Raw genomic sequence first — 18,164 nt, 5'->3', positions numbered from 1 at the left:
ACGCCGCTGCAGCAATCACCGCGTGGATCTGTGTCCGACTACCCGCTGCCGATCTCGACGCCGTGACGCGAGGACTGGACGAGCTGAAGTTGACACCCGTGCACACTGCACGGGTTCTCGCACACTTTCGCGCCCATCCGGACGCATTGACCTCCGGTGACTCCGCGGGCCCCACAGGCGTGCGCCGCCTCCTCGACATGCTCGCTGCCGATCACCCCGAGGTGAACCGTGCGAGATGTGGACACTGCGGCGACTGGCAACGACCGTTGACCTACCGCGACGACGGCGACTCCTCGATCTGCACCCGCTGCTACACCCGATCGCACAGAATTATCTGTGTGCGATGCGGCCTCTCCGGTCCGCCCGCGTTCCGAGAGAACAACGGCACAGTGTGCGCCCGGTGCGCTCGCGCGGACCCGACCCGTCACCGCCCATGCAATAGATGCGGGAAGGTCCTGCCGGTGGCGTACCGCATCGACGGCCAACCGGTGTGCCAGAAATGCGGCCCGAAGCGGCGCTACACCTGCACCGAATGCGGCCGCACCGATCAGCCCGCGAAAGCGGTCACCGAACACGGCCCGATCTGTTCGGGCTGTTACCACCGCTCCCGCGAACATCAATGCCACCGGTGCGGCCGCATCACGATGTACACCCGGCGCGACGGTGATCAATGGATCTGCAGCCGATGCCGAATACCTCCGACGGCAACCTGCCACGTATGTGGCGAGACCAAACCCTGCAAGAACGGGCACACCCTCGGCCGCCCGATCTGCTCGACGTGCACATCCCGCATGCGCCCGCACAAGGAGTGCACCGTATGCGGAGTCACCCGACGCGTCCTCGCGGTATTACCAGCCGGACCGATATGCGCACCCTGCCACGCTGCGTGCACACCGAAACCGTCATGTTCGCGGTGCGGCGCACTGCGAGCCACACGCATCATCCTGCCGATCGGACCGATATGCACGCCATGCTTCTATACCGTGCGCGACAACCCGGCACCCTGCGCCCAGTGCGGCCTCCGCCGTCCACTCGTCGGCACCGACGCCGGCGGCCACTCCGTATGCGGACCCTGCTCCGGAGACACTCGATTGTGGAACTGTCGAAAGTGCAACAAATTCGACCTGCTCGTCAACGACACCTGCCACACATGCGAGGTGACGACCCAACTCGACACAGTTCTCGCCGGCCCGCAGGGCACCGTCCATCCCCAACTCAGCACTCTGCGCGATCGACTGCTGACGGGATACACCCCCACCCAGATCCAGCATCGATGCGATCACCCGCAGTGGACGCGCCTTCTTCACGATCTCGCCGCTGCCAACGCTGACATCACCCACGCACACCTGGACACACTGCCCCAACAAAACCACGTGCGGTTGCTGCGTCACATACTCGTCGACACCGGAGCGCTGGAGCCGCGCAGCGTGCTGACCGACGCTGTCGATCCATGGCTCGCGCATTTCCTCGCCGATCAACCGCCCGCGGTGTCCGCCCTGCTGCGGCCCTACGCTGCGTGGTCGGTCCTACGCCGCGCACGGAGTCGCCACGCGCGCGGACTCGACTCCCCCAGCGCCCACAAATACGTCCGCACCCGCATCACAGTCGCGGCTCAGTTCCTCACCTGGCTCGATACCCGCGCGGCTACCCTTTCTGCCGCAACTCAATCCGACGTCGACCTGTGGCTGTCGCAGGGAGCAACAACCCGACACCGAATCCGCGATTTCCTCCAGTGGACCCACACCAACGGGCACACCGCCGAACTCGCAGCACCCTGGCTCGGACGAGAAGGACTGCCCAGCCACATCCTCGCCGACGACACCCGATGGGCACTGCTGCGGCGCTGCTTGCACGAGGACACCATCGCGCTGGAACTGCGCGTCGCTGGCAGCCTCGTCCTCCTCTACGGCCACATCCCCACCCGCATCGTCGAACTCACCCGAGACGACGTCACCCGCGACGGGGAGCACAGATTTCTGACACTCGCCACGCGGCCGGTGCTGCTGCCGCCCGCCCTGGCGGACCTCGTCGCTCAGCTCGCCGAGCAGGATTCGCACACCACACCCGACCGGGCACCGTGGTTGTTCCCCGGCATCCGCCGAGGAAGCCACCGCGACGCTGGCGCGCTGACCAAGCTCCTGAACACCGAACTGGGCATCTTCGTTCGCCCCGCCCGCGGCGCAGCACTATGCGACCTTGCCGCCGACCTACCCTCACCCGTACTCGCCGACCTGCTCGGCATCTCGACCTCCGCCGCCGCACGGTGGACCACTCTCGCCGCCCGCGACTGGACCACCTACATCGCGCTCCGCACGCACGCAGACAACGAGCCGACAAACCCCGCGAACTAGCTGTACAGACCGGGGACGTCGATCGAATGCGCTACGGCTTGGGAGTCAACACGCTACGGACGTGCTGTTCGAGTTCTTTCTCCTGGAACTGCGGTAGCCGCATGAACCACCGGTAGAAAATGGGAGCGAGCAGTAGCTCGGTGGCCTGTCTGGGGTCTTGCGCCCCAACTGCACTCACGAGCCGTTGGATGTGCGTCACTTGGGGCGCAAGGAGCCGCTCGTGGAACTCACGCGCCACGGCTGCATCTGTCTGAATCGAAGCGGCGAGCATGCGCAACAGCGAGCAGCGCGGCTCTGTCGAGATCTCGTCGATCGCAGCTTTCAGAAACTCCTGGACAGTGTCGCTTGCGCGGGGCTCGGTTGAGGAAGTGTCATCGCCGGCAAGCGCATCGAAGAGGATGGCGTGGACCGAAGGCCAGTTCCTGTACAGGGTTTGCTTGCCTACTCCAGCTTCAGCGGCGATTCCTTCCATCGTCAAAGCACCCGGACCGCCGCGCTGAGCGAGACCGAGGACTGCTGCATGGACGCGCCTCACGGTGTCAGATCGGACCATGTTCCCATCATATGAACGAGACGCACCGTCTCGTTTGGTGTTGAATAGACGCATGACGACAACTCAGACCTGGGTCATCACAGGCGCGAGCGGCGGTCTTGGGCTTGCTCTGGTCAAGCAAGCGCTGGCCGCTGGACACACAGTGGTGGCCACCACTCGCGGAACGACGTTACCCATCACAGACCCCCGGCTCACCGTCCTGCAGCTCGACCCCGCAAACAAAGCGGCGTGCCACCGGACCGTCGAGGAAATCGCCCGGACCACCGGTCGACTCGATGTCCTCGTCAACAACGCCGGATACGGCCTCGTAGGGGCCATCGAAGAGGCCACCGAGAACGAGGCGCGAGCAATCATCGACGTCGACTTACTCGGCCCCCTGCGGCTCACCCAAGCCGCGCTACCTGTGATGCGAGCCCAGGGCGCAGGAGACATCGTTCAAATTTCATCCGTCGGGGGCGTCGGTGCCATGGCCTTCCTCGGTCTCTACAACGCCGCGAAGTGGGGCCTCGAAGGCTTCAGTGAGGCGCTGGCTGCCGAAGTGGCACCGATGGGCATCCGGGTGACTCTCGCCGAGATCGGCGCGATGGACACCCAGTGGGCGACGGCAGGAATGCAGTTCAGCCAGCCCCTAAGCGAATACGACAAGGTCCGCTCGAAAGCCCTCGGCACGTCGGAAGTTCCCTGGCCGAGCGAGCCTGGGGCCACCGGGGGCGGAACCTCCCCCGACACCATCGCAGAGATGATCGTTCATCATCTCGCTCGACAAGATTCCCGGCCCCTTCGCCTGGTGATCGGTGACGACGCCGCAGCGCAGATTGCCACAGTGCTCGACCTCCGACAGCAGGACTACGCGACACAACCAGGCTTTCAGGCTTGAGCCCGGATCTTCGTCCGGTAACAGCTCACGAGCTGTTACCGGACGAAGATCGGTGGTCTTGTCGGTACCACCGCATAGTCTCGCGCCGTCGGTAACAGCTCGGTTGAGAACGGGGGCGGTGGCCTATGTCGATGACAGCGGAACATTCCGATCCGCTCCCGCTACCCGGTCTACCCACGGTTTTACGAAGCAACTCGGGGCATTCGGAACAGCTGGTCCTGCTCGGCGAACCTCAACCAGTGAGAATCCCGGCGCACCTGCTGCGTTCGTGGCTCGACGACCCAGCCGTGACAGCCAGGTTCGAAGCAAAACGCTACCGCCGACCCGAGAATCTGTGCTGGCCCTGGACAGGCGCAGTGTCCTCCACTGGACACGGGTCCTTCAGGGCCGCAAGCAGACCGGGTACCTCACGGCGCGGCACGATCCCCGCGCACCTGTTCGCCTACCAGCTCGAACGTGGGGTGATTCCCCGGCTCGGATGGTCCAACACCGATGATGCAGTGCTCTGTCACCAGTGCGATTTCGCAGGATGCACCAACCCCTCGCACATGCGATTGGGCACCAACACCACCAACCGTGCCGAATACACCGCCCGACGAAGAAACCTCGCCAGCCCCCTCTCCGACACCCGCGGCGCCGCCGGACGTACCCGAGCAATCGCCGAGGCCATCCGCACCGGCCTGACCAACGACGAGGGTGTCCACGCGGTCGAAATGCTGATTCTCGCTGCCGAGACCGCGGGCCTTCCCTTAACCCTGTGGTGAGAAAGTAGTAGCAGCGGACAGGTAGACACACTGACAACGACCAGCACCCCGGCCAGCTGTTGCGTGTCATGACGATGGTGTGTTGGTTACATCAGTTGACCTTCAAGCAGGTCGAACCCCAATGATGTGGGAGTGACTGATCTCGGATTGATGTCGATTGGTTCGTTCGCACGAAGAAGCGGACTGACATCGAGCGCATTGCGCTTTTATGCCGATGCCGGTCTGATACTCCCGGCACAAGTGGACTCAGCGTCTGGGTACCGGTTCTACGGTGAAGACCAGCTCGAGCGGGCAGTGGTTCTCAGACAACTTCGCGAGATCGGTATCCCGCTCGCAACGGCGAAATCCGTTCTCAACGGTGAACCTGACGAGGCTATCCATCTGATCGATGAACACATCGACGCAGTGGCCAAGAATGCGACGACCGCACGTCAACAGGCTGCCGCCATTAAGACAGCATTGACCGGTGCTGCCTCAGCGATGGTGGTTGCGATGAGCGGACCGGTGTTGGCGGCTGCGATAGATCAAGTCCTCTCCGCTACCACCGACGAACCGGGCATCGCCGTGCTCGGTGGTGTGCATTTTGAGGCCCAACACGGCGCGGTGGTCGTGACCGCCACCGATCGCTATCGTTTGTCCACTCGAACCTTGGTAACCACGACCCCGGTCGCCATAGCGTGGGCGGCGACGGCGAATGGCGATGATCTCCGCAGTTGTCTGACTGATCTGCGACGTACGCCGAAGGCACGGATCGAAGCGACCGACCACGGCATGTGGATGCGGCTGCCGAACCGGGATGACGGGCATTGCCGACTACTGACTGGACCGTTTCCCGACTACCGGTCGATGCTCGATGACATGCCAGCGGTAACTACCCGTGCCCAGGTATCGACAGCAGTCTTACTCCAGTCTCTCGAGGAAAAATCGGCCGACCTGATCGGGTTGCACGTCAGCGACTCCTGCATCACTGTCCGAAACACCCTGTCAAACGACGGTATTCGATTGCCAGCCAGCGTCAGCGGAACTGCGGTCGAGGTCTGGTTCGAGATGACTACGCTCTACCCCGCAATCAGCGCCGCGATCGGAGCGGACGTACTGATCGACCTCAGAGGCCACAGCCAGCCGGCAACTGTTCGCTCTGCCGATCATGGCGATCTGACGACAGTTGCCATGCCCACTATGCCCCCAGCTACCGAAGAACTCACGGCCCCGAAGGAGCACCACCCATGACAGAACCACACACGGACCCGACGATGGACCTCATTGTCAAGGCCGTCACCACGGGGCGCAGTGGAAATACCGACGACGCACGCACCCAACTCCTGGACCTGTGGAAGGTCATCAGAGTCAGTGGAGATCCGTTCCACCGCTGTACCCTCGCGCACTATCTGGCTGATCTCTACACCGACCCTGCACAAGCCCTAGCCTGGGATGTGCGCGCGCTCGATGCCGCCGACGCCGTCAGCGAGCAACGCGCACAACAACATCACACCAGCCTGCACATCGCGGGATTCTATCCCTCGCTCCACCTCAACCTTGCCGACAACTATCGCCGCCTCGGCTCGTTCGACACCGCCCGTGAACACCTCGACGCAGCCCGCGAACACACATCAGCACTCCCAGCCGACCCCTATGGGGAACTCATTCGTACAGCGCTCGACGGAGTGGCCACGGCCGTCGAGAATCACGACACCACACCCCGCGCCTCGGCACCCGGTGCGACCGCCTGAACACATGACCACACTCACCAGCGATGGCGTGAGGCAAGCGCAGTTATACTCATCGACCGCGGTCACCCGGGTCGCGCAGGTCGCAATCAGGAGTCACCGCGTGGGCAAGAGCCAGGGCCGGAAGAACCAAAACCGCCCAGCTCGGCAAGCCGGACCACCCAAGCGGCACCGAGTTCCGTTGCCCGAACTGCCTCCCCGTCCACCCACTGCAAGCAAAAACGGCGGGACCGTACAGATCACGGCTACCGCCTACGAAGATTCAGTGCTGCCCGTCCCGTTGAAGTTCGCTCCCCCTTTGGCGCACTTGGCCTCAGACCCATCCGGCTTCAATCACCAATGGCAACTACTCACCTACGCGTTCGATTTCGACAATCCCCGCGACTTTCCTTCTTTCATGACTGCCCTCACCGCCGAAGAACTCCGGTCCCTTCGACGCTTCGTCACCGTCGCCGAAACAGTCGCCCCCTATACGTTGGTGAGCCATCGAGGCGGTTTTACCATGAACATCGCGAACGGAGAAGCGACCCACGAGACCGTCGTTGCCGACGACGAAGTGATCGTAGGATTCTCTGTCCGGTTCAGGCAGCTTCATCAGTCGAGCGCCGGCGATCCTGATTTCAGCACTGTCTCGAACATCCTCGAAAAACATGCTCGCACCCAGACCGACAGTTCCACACAAGAGCGCCTCGACATACTCGCGAAGTGGCGCAAGGGTCGCGCCAAACTCATGAACCGCAACCTCAAGAACATTGTCGCCCACATGGTGCTCGCCGCCGACAACTGCCCGAACCCAGCCGACCACGCCAACTACGAGGGCTTGATCCCTACCGAGCTGATCAGCCTGTTCAACTACGGCGAACTGATCCACTTCGGAAAACACAGCGCCGAATACGAAGAGCTTGCCGAAGACGATTTCTCCCATGATCACAAGCAACACGCGTTTATGGTCTCCATGCTCGGTCTCATCCACCTCTACTTCGGGTACGCCGAGCTAATTCGAAAAGCAATCGCCTGACGCTTGAACTAGCTCAGCCACATCGGAATGTGGGCTAATTTCCTCAGACGGATTGTGCTGCAACTAATTTAACCCGCGCGTCTGTACGAGAACATCGAACGGAACGGGAACTAATCATCATCAGTCGACTGATACGACTCTGAGGTCGGTGGAAAATTGCACACGATGTGAATACGTGCGCGTTGCCGGTATTTCCGGGCCGCAAGCAGGCCGGGTACCTCGCGTCGCGGCACGATCCCCGCGCACCTGTTCGCCTACCAACTCCAATATGGAGTGATCCCTCGGCTCGGCTAATCCAAAACCGAAGATGCAGTGCTCTGTCACCAGTGCGATTTCGCCGGATGCACCAACCCCTCGCACATGCGCCTGGGCACCAACACCACCAATCGTGCCGAATACACCGCGCGACGAAGAAACCTCGCCAGTCCCCTCTCCGATATCCGCGGAGCGGCTGGGCGCACCCGAGCTACCGCCTACGCCATCCGCACAGGACTCGCCACCCATGAAGATGCAGACACCATCGAAACGCGGATCCTCACTGCCAAAGCCGCAGGATGTCCCCTCACCTTATGGTGACGAGCAAGCGATAACTCAGCAAGCTCGGCGTGTCGAACAAGTGATCTGATCCACCGTTATTCAGACAACCCGAACAAGCCAACTCACGAGATGGCTGCTCGAACGCCGCAAACGCGCCGAACGGGCTCTGACGTCGGTAGTCGCGACGTGCTACCTGCTCGGCGTGTCGACACGGCGGATGGAGAAACTCGTCGAATCGTTGGGCATCACAGCTCTGTCGAAGTCTCAGGTTTCGATCATGGCCCGTGACCTCGACGAGCAGGTCGAGGCGTTTCGTACCCGACCACTCGATCAGGGCCCGTACACGTTCGTCGCCGCCGACGCGTTGGTGTTGAAGGTGCGTGAGGACGGGCGGGTGCGCAACGTCCATGCATTGCTCGCGGTGGGGATCAACCGTGACGGGCACCGGGAGCTCCTCGGTGTCGACGTCTCGTCCGGGGAGAACAAAGCCGGCTGGTTGACCTTCTTCCGCGGTCTCGTCGCTCGTGGGTTGACCGGGCGGCGTTGGTGACCTCCGATGCGCACACCGCTCGTGGCGGCGGTCGGGGCGACGTTGCCGGGTGCGTCGTGGCAGCGGTGCCGCACCCACTACTCGGCGAATCTCATGTCGGTCGCACCGAAAGCGCAGTGGCCGTGGGTCAAGACGATGCTTCATTCGATCTACGACCAAACCGATGCGAAAGGTGTTGAAGAACAATATGATCGAATTCTCGAGGCGTTGACCGACAAGCTCCCGAAGGTTGCGGCGCACCTCGACGAGGCCCGCGCGGATCTGTTGGCGTTCACCGCGTTCCCGAAGGAGATCTGGCGGCAAATCTGGTCGAACAATCCGCAGGAGCGGCTCAACAAGGAGATCCGTCGACGCACCGACGTCGTCGGCATCTTCCCGGACCGGACCTCGTTGATCCGGCTCGTCGGGGCGGTCCTGGCCGAGCAGCACGACGAGTGGACCGAGGGTCGGCGCTACCTCGGACTCGATGTCCTCGCTCGCTCCCGGATGACGATGGTGACCGCGGAGCCGAACGAGGAGAACACAACCAATGAGGAGGTGACCTCGACTACTCCGACCGCACTGACCGCCTGAACGAAGAGATCACGCAGTGCCCGTCCTCACACACCACGGGAGTGGACTTGACCGTCCAGGCTCAAGGGTGGGGGAAACCACACCGCAAAGTATCGGGTTTCCCGTCGTGACGTTGAAGCGGGAGTTGGATGCAATGGTCGAGTGCTAAATTACCCGTTGCGACGAAAATCGAATAGCCGAGAAATGTGGTTGTTCGGATGGCTGGGGGCTGCGGTCTGGGCCGGAGCTTTTCCTCTTATTTCGGATCTCCAGACGCACAGGATGTGGGGAATGTGCGCCTGCATCGGTTATCTGTCCGCGGCGGGGGCAGTCGCTTACTCGCGATCGCACGGCAAGACCCTCTCGATCTTGGCCGCAGCCACTGGTGCGGTCCTCGTTCCTCTGTTCGTGCTTGTGTCAAAGGGTTTGGCGCAGAGCGAGGTTGAGGTCGTGGAACGCGCCGGATTGCTGACACTCGCGCACGGAACTCCTTATCTTTCCACTCCTCTCAACGTCGACGATGTCACCCCATATTTGCCCGGTATGGCGTTGTTCGGATTTCCGCGGGCGGTACTGGGCGAAACCGGTGAGCACTTCCAATTCTTGGGTGACGCACGACTGTGGTTTGCGGCGGCCTTTTTTAGTTGCCTTTGGTTGGCTTGGAGAGTGCTAGGCAGTTCCGCGAGTGGGTTGGCAGGCATCACGGTGGTCGCTTCGCCGGTAGTGGCGATGCCGCTCGCTGTCAGCGGCATCGATCTGCCTATTATCGGTTTGCTTTGTCTCGCAATCGCATTGGCAGATCGTCGACATCCTGCGGCCGCTGGGATCGCCCTCGCACTCGCATGTTCGATGAAGTGGACGGCCTGGCCAGCTGTCGTAATTGTCGCCGTGCTGCTGGCAAATTCCGCAGGGTCCCGCGCTGCCGCGCGAAGCGTCTGGGTGGCCGTTGGGGGTACGGCGCTCGTGATTCTGCCCAGCGCCCTTTTGTCGCCCCGACCGCTGGTGGAGCAGGTCTTTGGGTTCACCACGGGAAGGAGCGAGTGGGTGACACCAGCAGCGAGCCCGTTGCCTGGCCGTCTCCTCGCCGATCTCGGGCCCGCTGGTTGGTATGCAGCTACAGGCCTACTCGCAGCAGGCGGTATCGCCATGGGAATTTCACTGATAGTTCGGCCACCATACGGGCTTGTCGCCACTGCAGATCGACTGGCTATCGGACTCAGTACCGCATTCCTGCTGGCACCCGCAGGCCGGTTCGGTTACTTCGCACTGCCGATCTTCCTCGTCATATGGGCCCGATTGATGCGCTGGGCCCCTGCCCCGCCCACGTCCGCAGATGTCGCACCGTCAAGCAGCGAAAGAACGATCTCGGCCTCGGTCGGTGTCGATCGATGAGCACATGGCGCACTGCAGCGGTTGCCACCTCACTCTGCTGGGGGGCCAACCGTCTGCCGTTCATAGAGGATGAAGTCCGGGCGCTGCGGGAATGGGTGCGGCCAGGCTCGGTCTGTATGGATATCGGGGCTGAATACGGGCTTTACACCTGGGTAATGTCAGCTCTCGCCGGACCTAACGGCCACGTGCACAGCGTCGAGCCGCTTCCCGGTCCCAGCAGCTGGCTGCAAGCCGCCGCAGGGCTGCTCGGTGCTCGCAACGTAACTGTTCACCGGACCGCTCTCGGTGCCGCCGCCGGACACGGCTCACTAAGCTTGCCGACCCGCCGGCTGATGCCGGTGCATGGTCGGGCGTATCTCGTTGAAGGCAGCCAAGGACCAGGGCCGAACGCGGAATTCAGTTCCGCGAGGACAGTACCGGCGACCATCCAGACACTCGATCATCTTGCTTCCGACATCGGCCTGAAGGACCTCTCCTTCGTCAAAGCAGACGTTGAGGGCGCGGAACTGGCGGTATTGCGCGGAGGAGCGGACACGCTGTCGCGTTACCAGCCCACCATCCTCCTCGAAATCGAGGAGCGACACCTGGCCAAATACGGCAGCAGCTCTTCGGACGTGTTTCAGCACCTCGCGCGCCACGGATACAGATGCCATCGATTGCAGCACGGGCAGTGGACCCAAATATCCAGAATCACCGACGACAACCGCAATTACCTCTTCACTCCCGACCACGTGAACTTCTGAAGAGGCGGCCACGTTGAAAACCACCCTCATCATCACCAACGACTTTCCACCGAGGCAGGGTGGCATCGAGACCTTCGTGCAGGCGATGGCGGCTCGCGTCCCCGGCAACAACGTGGTCGTCTACACCTCATCCGAATCGGGAGCAGCCGCATACGATGCCACGCTGCCGTTTCCCGTGATCAGAGATAGTGCCCACATGCTTTTGCCTACCCCTCGGGTTACCCGCCGTGCGATGGAGATCGTAAATGAATATGGTTGCGACCGAGCATGGTTTGGAGCTGCGGCCCCGCTTGCGGCGATGGCACCGGCCCTGCGACGTGGCGGGGTGCAGCGTGTGGTGCCCACTACGCATGGCCACGAAATTTGGTGGTGCCGCGCTCCCGGTACTCGACGAATTATGCGGTGCATTGGTGATCACGTCGACGTTATTACCTACCTGGGCGAATACACCCGCCGCCACATCGCTCCAGCTGTCGGTTCGCACGCGCAGCTGGTTCGACTGGCACCGGGAGTGGACGCGTCCACTTTCCGCCCCGAACCCGTCAAGGCTCGGAATGTACGTGAGCACCATGATTTGGTCGGCCGAAAGGTCATCCTGTGCGTTTCCCGGTTGGTGGCACGCAAGGGGCAAGACGCTCTTATTCGGGCCTTGCCTGACATCCAGCGCGAGACACCCGAGGCTGCACTACTCATCGTGGGCGACGGCCCAGACCGGCGGCGGCCGAGCAAGCTTGCAAAGCAGAACGGGTGCGGTCCCGTGGTCTTTGCCGGAGGTCTCGACCATCTTTCGACTGCCGCTTACTACGCCACTGCTGATGTCTTCGCGATGCCGTGCCGGACCAGAAAGCAAGGATTGGAAGCCGAAGGGCTGGGCATCGTGTTCTTGGAAGCTGCAGCCAGCGGTCTTCCTGTCGTGGTTGGCAATTCGGGCGGCGCACCGGACACAGTCATCGACGGTAAAACAGGCACAGTGGTCGACGGTACGAACGTCACTGCCATCGCTACCGCGATATCAGCACTGCTGGTCGATCCCGCCAAAGGATCCGCCATGGGCCAAGCTGGCCGGAACTGGATGCAAGAGCAATGGTCGTGGGACGCATCGGCGGACCGCCTCACAGAGCTCCTGACGCCGATCCCGGATCGACTGGGAGCATGGTGACTGTCGTAATTTCCGCCGCCGGAAGTGCAGCAGCGGCGGGTGCGCCCTCAGGTGTTTCGATCCTCGCGTCGCAGATGCGCGAGTACCGCGAGGACGCGGCGGTTGCCAACAGAAGGGTCCAGGTCGAGCTTGGAGAAGATGTTTCCGGAGTGCTTGACCACGGACGCTTCGGTGATTGTGAGACGTTGGGCTATCGCTTGATTGTTCAGACCCTCCGCCATCACGGAAAGCACCTCCCGCTCACGGGGTGTGAGCCGATCGTGCGGTCGGTCTGCGGTCCCCCGCTGAAGCAGAACCCGCACGACCTCAGGGTCGATCACAGTCTGCCCACCAGCGACCCGATCGAGTGCATCGAGGAATTCGGTGACCTCGCCGACGCGGTCTTTGAGTAAGTAGCCAACACCGCCCGCACCCGGCAACCCACCGATCAACTCGGCGGCATATGCGGTAGCGACATACTGCGAGAGCACCAGGACTGGAAGTGTCGGGTCACCTTGGCGAAGCTCCAATGCAGCACGTAGACCCTCGTCTCTGAAGCCAGGCGGCATCCGAACATCCGTAATGACCACATCCGGGCGTACGGCACCCACTGCCTGCACCAATTCGCCGGCGGTCCCCACAGCCGCGACTACCTGATGCCCCACCCGAGAGAGCAACTCGACTAACCCGGCGCGAAGCAAGACGGAGTCCTCCGCCAGCGCTATACGGAGCACGGTACCTCCACACGCAACTGTGTTGGACCACCGACAGGACTGGTCACGATGAGCCTGCCCCTCAGAATCGATATCCGATCAGCCAATCCTTCCAGACCAGCACCGGCTCCAGGGTTGGCTCCGCCGCAGCCGTCATCGGTGATGAGCAGCACGAGAGTGTCATCTTCGACGAAGCCAACGACGGTCACCGTATCCGCACCGCTGTGTTTGGAGGCATTGGTCAGAGCTTCGGTCAGCGTGAAGTACGCCATCGTCTCGACCGCGGAGGGCAACCGATAAGGGAGATCGATCTCGACGGTGACCGGAATCGGGTTGCGTAGAGCCAGTTCGTCGACTGCCGCCCGAAGTCCGTGGTCGGTCAGCACCTGAGGGTGGATGCCCCGCACCAACGAACGCAGCTGACTCAAAGCCTGACTGGCTTCGGTTTTCGCACGAGCGACGAGCTCCCCAGCATCCGAATTCTGGCCGCGAAGCTCTAGTTCGGCCAATCCGAGGGTCATACTCAGCGCCACCAACTGCTGCTGCGCTCCATCGTGCAGGTCGCGCTCGATTCGGTGACGCTCCGCCTCGAAAGCATCGACCAAACGCACACGTGATCGCGTCAGTTCGACGACCTGACGGTTCAGGTTTTCGTCGCGGGCCCCCAACAAAAATTGCGCGATCCATACCTGGATACCCGCCAATAGCCCACCCACGTAAGCAGACAACACCAAGCCTACGACCCCGGCGGCACTACCAGGTAACGCACCTACCGGATTCGAGATCGGCTGGTTCGGCACCAGCATCACAGTGTCGGGCGCGATTGCCCACACGATCAGCGGTGCCACGGTGAGGAGCAACGAGAGCCCGAGCAGGGCGGCGAACCCGATTCCCATGGCGGTGAATACGACACCGAGGAGCAACGAGTATGCCAATTCGCGCCAGGTTGCTCTCTCCCGCAGTCGGACGCCAATCCACTGCAACAAGCTGGCTGCAGACAAGGATCCGTGTGGATCGAGCCACGGAGTCGGTTGGACGAGTCGAACACGATGCCTCTCGAGTGCCGCGACGGGAATGCCGAAGACTGCCGCAGCCACGAGCAGAGCGAGCCCGATGCCGATCACCGACAGAACCACACCGAAAACGAGCAACGCGCTGAACAACAGCAGCACCGACAGCCCAACGACGACACCGGTCAGCAGATAAGCCCCGGAGCGCAGGGGCCAGCGCGAGAATAGGTAGCTCTGGGGTCGCCCCCGCATCATTTCCCAGACGGCAACGTTCATAGTTTGCGGTCCGGGGAGCGTCTTGGCCAGAGCGGGTGCGCTGTCAAACCGATGGCGATCGGGGTGCAGTGGTAGGGAAAACCCTCCCGGCGACATTACCTCCAGGCCTACTGACCCGGGACCTGACGTCTGCTGGACTGAAGCAATGTCTTTGCTCTGCGACACGCGTCTCCCCGCCATCCAGTTGGTCACCGTCTGTAAAAGCTATCCCAGCGCGGCCGGATCTGTACCTGTGCTCCGTGACGTCAGTCTATTGCTACAGAAACAAGCACTGACCGCGGTGATGGGCCCCTCCGGTTCCGGCAAGACCACACTGTTGAACTGCGCGGCCGGTCTCGATCAACCCGACAGCGGCAAGGTCATACTCGGTGCGACCGACCTCGCCACTTGTAGCGAGCGAGAACTTACCGTCATACGCCGACAGCGCGTCGGCTTTGTCTTTCAACAGTTCAACCTGTTGCCGATGCTGACGGCGTACGAGAACGTCGCACTGCCGTTGCGCCTGCAGCGTGGCCGGGTTCCCCGCAATCTAGTAACGGAAGCATTGCGTCAAGTGGGGCTCGAAGACAAGGCACGACAACGTCCGGCTCAGCTCTCGGGTGGTCAGCAGCAGCGAGTGGCGATAGCTCGGACTTTGGTCGGCGAACCAGAGATCGTTTTCGCCGACGAGCCCACCGGCTCCTTGGACCGTCGTAGCGGTCGGCAAATTATGGGGCTCTTGCGAGATACTGTTGATCGAGCCGGGCGCACGGTGGCGATGGTCACACACGATCCCGTGGCCGCGGCATATGCGGACCGAGTGGTGTTCTTGTCGGACGGTCGGGTAGTCGGCCAGCTGGACCATCCGACGGCCGACAAGGTTGCTCAACAACTGAGCATGTGGGACCAATGATGCTGGCCATCTCACTGAAGTCGGTACGTCACTATTGGGTACTGTTCGCTGGAACATTCGTCGCACTCACATTAGGCGTCGGCCTGATCGGGGTCTCAGCGTCCGCGCTTGCAGCTACCTGGGCCGTGGACACAACACCGGATAGTTCGAGCCCAACGGTGACACTGAACGACGGCGCCGGCGTCGCCCACACCTTGACCAGCGGAGAGCTGGACATGGGTGGGGTTCAGAGCGTGCTGGCTATGTCCGGAGTGGTGTCGGCGTTCGTGACGGTTTTCGTGATCGCTGGAACATTCGCCTTCGGTATTGCACTACGCAGACGAGATATGGGCTTACTTCGTCTGGTGGGAGTTGGTGCCGGACAGGTGCGCAGGATGATGATCGCCGAGTCTGTTGCGGTGGCATTACCGGCCGCGATGACGGGATGCGTGCTCACCATTGTGGCTGCACCATTGGCTGTCGCGGCGTTGAATGCGTCCGGTCTGACGCCTGTCGCCCTCAGCGTGGGCCAGTTGCTGTGGCCGTTGATATACGCCGCGGGCAGTGGCTTGATCATCGCGGTGCTGGGAATGTTGACTGCCTCGAAAGGAACCGCCCGGGTGCGTCCAACCGAAGCGCTACGCGAGGCAGACCTCGACACCCGAATAATGACAGCGGGACGCGCAGTGGCCGGGAGCCTGGCTTTCGTAGTGGGCGCAGCGATGGTGGCCCTCGCACCCAGCGCTGGGACTGAAGCAGCCACTCCGCTCGCACTTTTCGGCACAATGGCTCTCGCTATCGCAGCCGCGATGCTCGGACCGTTGTATCTGCCGCTGTTGCTGCGCGTGATGGCATTACCGCTGCGATGGGTAGACCCGGTGTCAGGCCTGCTAGCGGCGGAATCGATGCTTACCTCCAGACGGCGCACAGCATCGCTGGTCGGCCCGGTGTTGGTAATTCTGGCGATCGTAGGGATCTTCACCACAGTGCTGTCGACAGCGGGTGCAGCCACCTCGGCCGACAACCGGGCGCGCACCACCGCCCAAATCGTCGTCGAACCAGCGGGGAACACACCCGGATTGAGCCGAGATGAGATCGAGATTTTGCGAGGCGATCCACGCATTGCTGCGGTCTCTGCTCCCGCGGCGCTCGAAATCGTGGTCGCTGGTGCGGACTCAGTTTGGAGGGAGCAGGCGGCCTTCGCAGATCCGGTTGCCCTCTCACAGACGCACCGAATCACTGTCGTAGACGGCACCCTGGGCCCACTTACGCTCGGCACGGTGGCGATCTCTAGCGAATTCGGGGAATGGTATGGCTACCATAAAGACTCGATAGTCACCTACGGGTTGTTCGGCGGCGAACCGGTGCAGGCGAGAGTGGCCTCAGTGCTGGACGGCGGCTCCGCTGTACCGTCAGTTTTACTGCCGCCGGATTCGCAGGGCACCTCGATGTCCCCTCTGCCGGAGCGCGCGGCGGTCCTGCTCGACGGCCAGTACGCGGGGTCCGTTGGCGCGTTTGTGGCCGAGCTCACCGAACGAGTCGGTACAGATCGAGTTCGCGTCTTACCTATCGAGGCGTGGCTCGGGAATGCCACGACAGATCAGGATCGATTGAATATTCTGGTGATGGCAGTTTTGACCGTGCCTGCTTCTTTGTACGCGCTGCTCGCGATCGCTAGCACTTTGGTCATGTCCTACAGTCGACGACGCAGGGAAATCGCCACCATGAGGGTGCTGGGTATCAGCACAGCCCAGGTACGACGCATTGCGCTCTGGGAAGCATTGATGACGACATCGCTGGGGACGTGGATTGCAGGTGCAGTGGTCACTTGGGGTGCCAGTAGCTACTGGCGGTCGCTCACCGTAGTCGGCATGCAAGCACCGTTGAGCGTTCCATGGACCGCACTCGCTACATTGACCGCCACGTGCTTTCTCGTGTGTGCTGGGATAAGTTTCGCCGCTAACTCGCGGCTCTTGCAGCGAGCGGGAGTGACCGAGATCGCGTCACGTGAATGACAGCCGCAGCGGCCCAATCACTTTCACACTGCGCACTTGTACCAGACCAGCGGAAATTCGGTTCGGTTAGCTGGCGAAACCCATCGGCGGAAAAACATCGAAAGCCCTTCCCTGACCGACTGCGGATTCCTGCTGGCCATGACCGTCATCGAAGGGAATGACGCCGTGCTCAAACGATGAGTGCACTCGTTGCATTCGCGCCCTTTGACTCACCCGCACCTCACCCGCGGGGTGCGACCGTCGATGGCGCAGAGCAAGTCGGCGAGTTGGTCTACAGGATCGAAGATGAGGGAATGCTCCAACAGGACCGTAGATATCGCTGCGCCTGGGAAACATTGCTGCGTTTTGCAACGTTGGCCTAAATTCGACTGAGGTAATCCAGAACATGAGCGCGGTGGTCATTAAAGAATTGAGCAGGAAGTGAATACGTGCGCATTGCCAGTATTTACCTTCACCGACGGCGACACACCGCGCACGCTCTCCGCGCACCGGTTCGCACTACTGCTCGAATACGGCGACCTCGGCGACGGTGTCGTCGCCGAACACGACTGCGACGAAACATTATGTGTCCGAGTGGCGGACGGGCACCTCAAGCGCGGCACCCAATCGGCGAACCTTGCACACGCTGTTGCAGTCGGTCGCCATCTCGGGCCGACGCCGGCGGGCGGGGATCCACGCGGACGTTACGGGCGCGCCGTCGCGATCCGGGACGCACTACGAGAGGGCTACGACGAACCGAGGTTGCGGGCTGCGCTCGCCGGCCACAGCTTCGACGCACACCCGCCACCGACCCTGTTTTGAACAGCGCGCAGCCGACCAGTGTCGGTGGCGCGCGGTAGAGATAGATCCATCAGGCCCCGGGCCGCGCCGCCGTACCGGTGGGAGCAGTCCTCACACGAGAAGGACAAGAAGATGACGCTCTCCTCACTCTTCACCGACGACCTCGGACCGCTCCCCCTGCTCGCCGTCGCCGGTGCAGGATTGCTGATCTGGTACGTGCCGTACCTCGGCGAGACCGACCCCGGGTGGAAGGGATTCATCGCCAACATTCTGCGCATCGTGTTCGGGATCGCGTAC

The 18,164-nt window shown here is 62.2% G+C and carries 17 protein-coding genes and 2 pseudogenes; 14 read left to right on the top strand and 5 right to left on the bottom strand.

The annotated features are described in order from the left end of the window. Positions 1-38: 38 nt before the first annotated feature. Together QMK32_RS24390 and QMK32_RS24385 are read right to left on the bottom strand one after the other, a co-directional pair. A complete protein-coding gene (locus tag QMK32_RS24390) occupies positions 39-803 on the bottom strand; it encodes a hypothetical protein (RefSeq protein WP_283478130.1) in 765 nt (254 codons plus the stop codon). Between the two features lie 99 nt (positions 804-902). After that, positions 903-1,148: a hypothetical protein gene (locus QMK32_RS24385; RefSeq protein WP_283478129.1), complete on the bottom strand. Its 246-nt coding sequence runs from the start codon at positions 1,146-1,148 to the stop codon at positions 903-905. A gap of 9 nt (positions 1,149-1,157) precedes the next feature. Here QMK32_RS24385 and QMK32_RS24380 point away from each other — a divergent pair, with 9 nt between their 5' ends. Further along, complete coding sequence (locus QMK32_RS24380) at positions 1,158-2,351, top strand: site-specific integrase (RefSeq protein ID WP_283478128.1); 1,194 nt, start codon at positions 1,158-1,160, stop codon at positions 2,349-2,351. A gap of 31 nt (positions 2,352-2,382) precedes the next feature. Here the strand turns inward: QMK32_RS24380 and QMK32_RS24375 are convergent, their stop codons facing one another. After that, positions 2,383-2,904, bottom strand: a complete 522-nt coding sequence (locus QMK32_RS24375) for a TetR/AcrR family transcriptional regulator (RefSeq protein WP_283478127.1) — start codon at positions 2,902-2,904, stop codon at positions 2,383-2,385. Positions 2,905-2,956: 52 nt separating this feature from the next. On the opposite strand from QMK32_RS24375, the gene QMK32_RS24370 reads away from it, so the two are divergent. From QMK32_RS24370 to QMK32_RS24325, 10 genes and pseudogenes are all read left to right on the top strand, one after another. Further along, positions 2,957-3,781 carry an SDR family oxidoreductase gene (locus QMK32_RS24370; RefSeq protein ID WP_283478126.1) on the top strand — a complete coding sequence of 275 codons (825 nt, stop codon included), beginning with the start codon at positions 2,957-2,959 and terminating at the stop codon, positions 3,779-3,781. Between the two features lie 131 nt (positions 3,782-3,912). Then, positions 3,913-4,545 (top strand): hypothetical protein, encoded by a 633-nt coding sequence (locus QMK32_RS24365; protein ID WP_283478125.1) that lies wholly within the window; start codon positions 3,913-3,915, stop codon positions 4,543-4,545. Between the two features lie 132 nt (positions 4,546-4,677). After that, positions 4,678-5,775 carry a MerR family transcriptional regulator gene (locus QMK32_RS24360; protein ID WP_283478124.1) on the top strand — a complete coding sequence of 366 codons (1,098 nt, stop codon included), beginning with the start codon at positions 4,678-4,680 and terminating at the stop codon, positions 5,773-5,775. Next, positions 5,772-6,275: a hypothetical protein gene (locus tag QMK32_RS24355; RefSeq protein ID WP_283478122.1), complete on the top strand. Its 504-nt coding sequence runs from the start codon at positions 5,772-5,774 to the stop codon at positions 6,273-6,275. The genes QMK32_RS24360 and QMK32_RS24355 overlap by 4 nt, the downstream gene beginning before the upstream one ends. Before the next feature lie 100 nt (positions 6,276-6,375). Continuing rightward, complete coding sequence (locus tag QMK32_RS24350) at positions 6,376-7,290, top strand: hypothetical protein (RefSeq protein WP_283478120.1); 915 nt, start codon at positions 6,376-6,378, stop codon at positions 7,288-7,290. Between the two features lie 192 nt (positions 7,291-7,482). Further along, a pseudogene (locus QMK32_RS24345) lies at positions 7,483-7,866 on the top strand (hypothetical protein); the annotation flags it as partial. Between the two features lie 58 nt (positions 7,867-7,924). Then, a pseudogene (locus QMK32_RS24340) lies at positions 7,925-8,950 on the top strand (IS256 family transposase). Between the two features lie 270 nt (positions 8,951-9,220). Next, the gene (locus QMK32_RS24335) at positions 9,221-10,321 is read left to right on the top strand and encodes a glycosyltransferase 87 family protein (RefSeq protein WP_283478118.1); all 1,101 of its coding nucleotides are present in this window, start codon (positions 9,221-9,223) and stop codon (positions 10,319-10,321) included. Then, positions 10,318-11,064, top strand: coding sequence for an FkbM family methyltransferase (locus QMK32_RS24330; RefSeq protein ID WP_283478115.1), 747 nt, complete (start codon positions 10,318-10,320; stop codon positions 11,062-11,064). Before QMK32_RS24335 ends, QMK32_RS24330 begins: the two co-directional genes overlap by 4 nt. Positions 11,065-11,077: 13 nt before the next feature. Beyond that, the gene (locus QMK32_RS24325) at positions 11,078-12,223 is read left to right on the top strand and encodes a glycosyltransferase family 4 protein (RefSeq protein ID WP_283478113.1); all 1,146 of its coding nucleotides are present in this window, start codon (positions 11,078-11,080) and stop codon (positions 12,221-12,223) included. 47 nt (positions 12,224-12,270) lie between these two features. Here QMK32_RS24325 and QMK32_RS24320 read toward each other — a convergent pair whose 3' ends face one another. Both QMK32_RS24320 and QMK32_RS24315 read right to left on the bottom strand, forming a co-directional pair. Further along, positions 12,271-12,936 (bottom strand): response regulator, encoded by a 666-nt coding sequence (locus tag QMK32_RS24320; protein WP_283478111.1) that lies wholly within the window; start codon positions 12,934-12,936, stop codon positions 12,271-12,273. Further along, positions 12,924-14,201 carry a sensor histidine kinase gene (locus QMK32_RS24315; protein ID WP_283478109.1) on the bottom strand — a complete coding sequence of 426 codons (1,278 nt, stop codon included), beginning with the start codon at positions 14,199-14,201 and terminating at the stop codon, positions 12,924-12,926. Before QMK32_RS24315 ends, QMK32_RS24320 begins: the two co-directional genes overlap by 13 nt. A gap of 145 nt (positions 14,202-14,346) precedes the next feature. On the opposite strand from QMK32_RS24315, the gene QMK32_RS24310 reads away from it, so the two are divergent. The 3 genes from QMK32_RS24310 to QMK32_RS24300 all read left to right on the top strand — a co-directional run bounded on the left by QMK32_RS24310 (position 14,347) and on the right by QMK32_RS24300 (position 17,888). After that, complete coding sequence (locus QMK32_RS24310; protein WP_283478108.1) at positions 14,347-15,093, top strand: ABC transporter ATP-binding protein; 747 nt, start codon at positions 14,347-14,349, stop codon at positions 15,091-15,093. Further along, positions 15,090-17,087 (top strand): FtsX-like permease family protein, encoded by a 1,998-nt coding sequence (locus tag QMK32_RS24305; RefSeq protein WP_283478107.1) that lies wholly within the window; start codon positions 15,090-15,092, stop codon positions 17,085-17,087. Before QMK32_RS24310 ends, QMK32_RS24305 begins: the two co-directional genes overlap by 4 nt. A gap of 435 nt (positions 17,088-17,522) precedes the next feature. Next, positions 17,523-17,888, top strand: coding sequence for a hypothetical protein (locus QMK32_RS24300; RefSeq protein ID WP_283478106.1), 366 nt, complete (start codon positions 17,523-17,525; stop codon positions 17,886-17,888). The last annotated feature ends 276 nt before the right edge of the window (positions 17,889-18,164 follow it).

The organism is Rhodococcus sp. H29-C3, from assembly GCF_030063405.1.
Lineage (GTDB): Bacteria > Actinomycetota > Actinomycetes > Mycobacteriales > Mycobacteriaceae > Rhodococcoides.
Note: the sequence above shows the minus strand (reverse complement) of the source record. Positions and strands in the feature narration are given on the sequence as shown.

Bases quoted from the DNA above. Each gene is read 5' to 3' on its own strand.
- QMK32_RS24315 (WP_283478109.1), bottom strand. From the start codon at position 14,201: ATGAACGTTGCCGTCTGGGAAATGATGCGGGGGCGACCCCAGAGCTAC.
- QMK32_RS24310 (WP_283478108.1), top strand. From the start codon at position 14,347: ATGTCTTTGCTCTGCGACACGCGTCTCCCCGCCATCCAGTTGGTCACC.
- QMK32_RS24335 (WP_283478118.1), top strand. From the start codon at position 9,221: ATGTGCGCCTGCATCGGTTATCTGTCCGCGGCGGGGGCAGTCGCTTAC.
- QMK32_RS24330 (WP_283478115.1), top strand. From the start codon at position 10,318: ATGAGCACATGGCGCACTGCAGCGGTTGCCACCTCACTCTGCTGGGGG.
- QMK32_RS24370 (WP_283478126.1), top strand. From the start codon at position 2,957: ATGACGACAACTCAGACCTGGGTCATCACAGGCGCGAGCGGCGGTCTT.
- QMK32_RS24365 (WP_283478125.1), top strand. From the start codon at position 3,913: ATGACAGCGGAACATTCCGATCCGCTCCCGCTACCCGGTCTACCCACG.
- QMK32_RS24355 (WP_283478122.1), top strand. From the start codon at position 5,772: ATGACAGAACCACACACGGACCCGACGATGGACCTCATTGTCAAGGCC.
- QMK32_RS24375 (WP_283478127.1), bottom strand. From the start codon at position 2,904: ATGGTCCGATCTGACACCGTGAGGCGCGTCCATGCAGCAGTCCTCGGT.
- QMK32_RS24305 (WP_283478107.1), top strand. From the start codon at position 15,090: ATGATGCTGGCCATCTCACTGAAGTCGGTACGTCACTATTGGGTACTG.